This window comes from Psychrobacter sp. CAL346-MNA-CIBAN-0220 (assembly GCF_040309805.1).
In the GTDB taxonomy this organism is placed as follows: domain Bacteria; phylum Pseudomonadota; class Gammaproteobacteria; order Pseudomonadales; family Moraxellaceae; genus Psychrobacter.
Map to the genome: position 1 here is coordinate 1 of NZ_JBEOPF010000406.1, position 262 is coordinate 262.

The window sequence follows — 262 nt, forward strand, 5'->3', positions numbered from 1 at the left end:
TTTTTCATGTTTCCTAGCCACGCATTCGGAATAGGCACGCCCATTAAGCTCACGCCAACTAGCGCAACAACTGGACGACGATTAGCATCAAGATGAATATCAAGCCCAGTATTCACGCGTAAAATCTCCCCAGCCATAATCGGAAAGTCGTCTGGGATCGGGATCAGCATTTTGGCACTGGCTAAGTTATCAGAAAAATCAATCGCTACACGCCGAGCAAAATCAGGATTACGGCCAATCATCGAATTCACTTCTTTCTCAC

The 262-nt window shown here is 46.2% G+C and carries 1 protein-coding gene; it reads right to left on the minus strand.

The window, feature by feature from the left end; translation table 11 throughout:
• A partial coding sequence (locus AAEY88_RS14155; RefSeq protein ID WP_350563406.1) for a hypothetical protein occupies window positions 1–262 on the minus strand: 262 nt, incomplete at both ends.